Annotated in this window: 4 protein-coding genes and 1 pseudogene; all 5 read right to left on the bottom strand. The window is 63.9% G+C overall.

All coding sequences use genetic code 11. The features are described from left to right. Positions 1-324: pseudogene (locus tag QZT71_RS12115) on the bottom strand (hypothetical protein); the annotation flags it as partial. Between the two features lie 5 nt (positions 325-329). Beyond that, a complete protein-coding gene (locus QZT71_RS12110) occupies positions 330-1100 on the bottom strand; it encodes a TIGR02757 family protein (RefSeq protein WP_295916585.1) in 771 nt (256 codons plus the stop codon). A 219-nt stretch (positions 1101-1319) separates the two neighbouring features. Beyond that, positions 1320-1970: an ABC transporter ATP-binding protein gene (locus tag QZT71_RS12105; protein ID WP_295916582.1), complete on the bottom strand. Its 651-nt coding sequence runs from the start codon at positions 1968-1970 to the stop codon at positions 1320-1322. Continuing rightward, positions 1963-3063 carry a hypothetical protein gene (locus tag QZT71_RS12100; protein ID WP_295916580.1) on the bottom strand — a complete coding sequence of 367 codons (1101 nt, stop codon included), beginning with the start codon at positions 3061-3063 and terminating at the stop codon, positions 1963-1965. The genes QZT71_RS12105 and QZT71_RS12100 overlap by 8 nt, the downstream gene beginning before the upstream one ends. A gap of 2 nt (positions 3064-3065) precedes the next feature. After that, on the bottom strand, positions 3066-3818 hold a 753-nt coding region (gene folP, locus QZT71_RS12095), incomplete at its 5' end, for a dihydropteroate synthase (protein ID WP_295916578.1).

The raw sequence follows: 3818 nt of genomic DNA, 5'->3' as shown, positions 1-3818 counted from the left end.
CTCCTGCACGGGACACTGCACGAACGCCACCCTGCCGCCCCACGGCGAGGCGTCGGCATTCTCGCGCGCCTGCGCGACATCCTCCACGTCGACGCCCGTAACGCGCACGCCGCCGGGCAACTCCCCCTCTCCGGCCGCCGAGTCGCAAATACCCTCCGTACGCTGGGCCAGCATCAGGGCAATGAGCCCCGTACCGGTGCCGATGTCGAGCATACGAACGTCCGAGGGCCGCACGCCGGCCCACGCCCCCAGCAGCACGCCGTCCGTCCCGACTTTCATCGGGCAGCGTTCCTGCCTTATCACGAATTGCTTGAAGCGAAACATAGCCTTTACTCTTTCAGGTATCCGTCCACTCCCGCGCCGAAGAGCGAGAAGTCGTAACGCACGGGGTCGGCGGCGTCGAAGCCGCGAAGCGCCTGCGTTATCTCCTCCACGGCCCGCCAGTCGTTCTGGCGGCGCGCAAGCAGGCCCAGCGCACGGGCCATATTGCCCGCATGCACGTCGAGCGGAATGTAAAGCGCCGACATCGGGATGCGCGTCCACTCGCCGAAGTCCACGCCCCGGTCGTCGCGGCGCACCATCCAGCGCAGGTACATGCAGAGCCGTTTGCAGGCGGCGCCTTTCTCGACGGACGAAAGGTGTTTTTCACAGCGCGGCGCATGGTCGCAGGCGAAAAATGCGCGGCGGAAATCCGCCAGGACGGCCCGGATGCTCTGCGTCGCCTCGTAGCGGCTTTCGAAGAACGCCCCGATGCAGCCGTAAAGCTCCTCCATACGGCGGAGCGCCAGCACGAAATCGCGCAAATCGCCGCCGTTGAACGTACGGTGGACATAGGAGCCGAGCGCCGCCAGCTCGCGTTCCGAGGCGTTGCGCACGAAATCCGCCGGGGCGTCGTCCATACAGCGCATCATGCGGTGCCCGCTCGCGACAATCGCCCTGCGGTTGCCCCATGCAATCGTGGCCGCGAAAAAGCCTGCAATCTCCCTGTCGGCACGCGCCGTATAGCGGTGCGGCACCGAAATCGGATCGCCCTCGATAAACTCCGGGCGATTGTATTTGTCGTGGAGCCGCTCGAGCAGCTCTTTCAGTTCGCCGTCCATATAAATCCATTGTTTTACCTCTCCCGGAAGCCGGGACGTGCGTTCCGCACAACCATATCGCCCGCCCGGAAAACCGGTGCGCACATGCGCCCGGCGCCAGCCGGAGCGATGCGCAAACACCGAACGAGGGCAGGCCCCCGCCTGCAATCCGGTGCCAGCAATCAACCGCCCGCTCCCGGCGCCCCGGCAGCAGGAGCACAGGGCGGAAAATAAAACGCCTTACAAAATCCGCCCGTCGGACATCGTGACCTTGCGGTCGGCCATCTCCGCGAGATGCTCGTCGTGGGTCACAATCACGATGGTCTGCCCCAGCTTTTCGCGCAGGTCGAAGAAAAGGCGGTGTATCTCGTCGCGGTTGTGCGAATCGAGGTTGCCCGAAGGTTCGTCGGCCAGCAGCACGGCGGGTGAATTGATGAGCGCCCGGGCAATCGCCACGCGCTGCTGCTCGCCGCCCGACAACTGGCCGGGTTTGTGGTCGCGGCGCTCCGTGAGGTTCATCATCTCCAGCAGTTCCGCGGCGCGGCGCTCGACCTCGGCACGGGGCCGCCTGCCGATCAGTCCCGGAATGCAGACATTCTCGAAAGCCGTGAACTCGGGCAGCAGGTGGTGGAACTGGAACACGAAGCCGATGCGCTCGTTGCGGAACCGCGACAACGCCTTGTCGCCCAGCGAGAAAGCATCCTCTCCGTCGATCTCCACCCGTCCGCCGTCGGGGCGCGAAAGCGTGCCGACGATTTGCAGCAGCGTGGTTTTGCCCGCGCCGCTGGCGCCGACAATCGAAACGACTTCGCCCCGGTCGACGTCGAGCGAAACGCCTTTCAGCACTTCGAGCCCGCCGAAGCGCTTGTGTATATCGGTAACTTTAATCATCGGTCTGTTTTTTATCCGTTTCGTATTTCGCCTCGATCGCCCGCACCGCCCGATCGACGTCCCTTAACAACCCTTCGGTATAGCCTTCCGGGAAAACGTAAGGGGCGGACAGTACGAAATCGTAAGACGACGGTACGGAAAGGATGCAGTTCCACATCCCGTACATGTCCCCGGAATAATAAATTTCCCGCTGGGAGCTGCTGAATGCCTTCGACATGTCGCCCTGGGCTTCGGCCTTCAGCTTGAAATACATTCCGACATTCTCCTCCAGTTCGGCCAGCGTCGCATATCCCTGCGTAACGGCCAGCAGAAAGTCCTTGTCGCGTACGGAGGCCATCAGGCCGGAGTTTTTCAGCACTTCGAAGGCATCCTGCCGCGGATGGAAGGAAAGAACCCGCCCGAAAACCGGAACGAAAGAGGCCATCGTATCCTGCGGTATCGCTGTCAGGTCGTGGCGGTTCTGCGCCAATATCCGATAGGCATCCGCTTCCCGCTGTATCCAGTCCCAAACCTCGTGAATCTTCATGCGGTTGGCTTCCAGTTCGGAATGCACCAGCATCATCGCGGCACGCACGTCGCGCGCCTGCCGGGAACGTTCGATCAGCGCCGAACCGGCGAACGTAACGACGATACCGAGGATGACCACCGACAGTTGCAGCACATAATCGCGCCATGTCCGTTTGAAGAAGGACTTTTCGACCGTCCCGCTCCCCGGCTGCCGTCCGGAAACAGTGCGCCCGGAGGTATCAGAACTTCCGGGACGGCTCTCGGCCTGCCTGCCGTTCCGCTGTACGCCCTGCCGACCGCCCCGCGAAGCGGATTGCCGGGTGCCGCGGCGTTCGCCTCCCGGACGCTCCTGCGCCTGCACCAGCCTGTCCGGGCCGCCTTGCGTTTCGGCCTGCGGCTTGTCCTGCCGATTATCCTGCGGCTTGTCGCGCTGTGCCTCCAGCGGCTTGTCCTGTTGTCTTTCCTGCGGCTTTCCCCGCCGGTTCCGGCGCCCGGAAGATTTCCCGCCCCCGCTCTCCGCCGCCTTTTCCGCGGACGCTCCGCCAGGCTTCTCCGCCGGATTTCCGGCTGTTTTCCCGTTGGCCATATTTACCTTTTGTTCTGTTCGTAGAGGTTGAAAAGCGCAATCGTATCCGCGGCTTCACGCACATCGTGCACACGCAGGATTGCAGCGCCCTGCCGCAGGCACTCCCAGCCGAGGGCGACGGTGCCCGCGAGCGATTCGGCGGGCGTCGTGCCGAGCGCCCGGTATATCATCGACTTGCGCGAAAGTCCCGCCAGCACGGGATACCCCAACGCGCAGAGGCGGTGAAGCCCTGCGAGCAGTTCGTAATTCTGTTCCGTCGTCTTGGCGAAGCCGAATCCGGGGTCGAGCACGATATTTTCGCGCCGGATTCCGGCCGCCGACAACTGTGCGGCCTTCGCCTCGAAATAGGCGACGACCTCGGCCGTGATGTCGCGTTTGTAATCCGTGAGCGACTGCATGGTCTTCGGGTCGCCCTTCATGTGCATGGCGATATACGGCACGCCGTATTTCGCCGCCACGGCGGGCATCCGCGGATCGAGTTCCCCGGCGGAGATGTCGTTGATGACAAGAGGGCCGAATTTTTCAATAGCCCGGGCGGCGACTTCGCTGCGGAACGTGTCGACGGAAACCGTCATTGCGGGAGAGAGCCGCCGTACGGCGCCCACCCCCAGCTCCACGCGCCGCCACTCCTCATCGGGCGACACCTCGTCGGCCCCGGGACGCGAGGAGTAGCCGCCCACGTCGATGAAGGCCGCCCCTTCGTCCACGGCTTCCAGCACGCGGCGCTCGACACGCGAAGCGTCGGGCATGCGGCT

Source organism: uncultured Alistipes sp. (genome assembly GCF_902388705.1).
Classification (GTDB): domain Bacteria; phylum Bacteroidota; class Bacteroidia; order Bacteroidales; family Rikenellaceae; genus Alistipes.
Note: the sequence above shows the minus strand (reverse complement) of the source record. Positions and strands in the feature narration are given on the sequence as shown.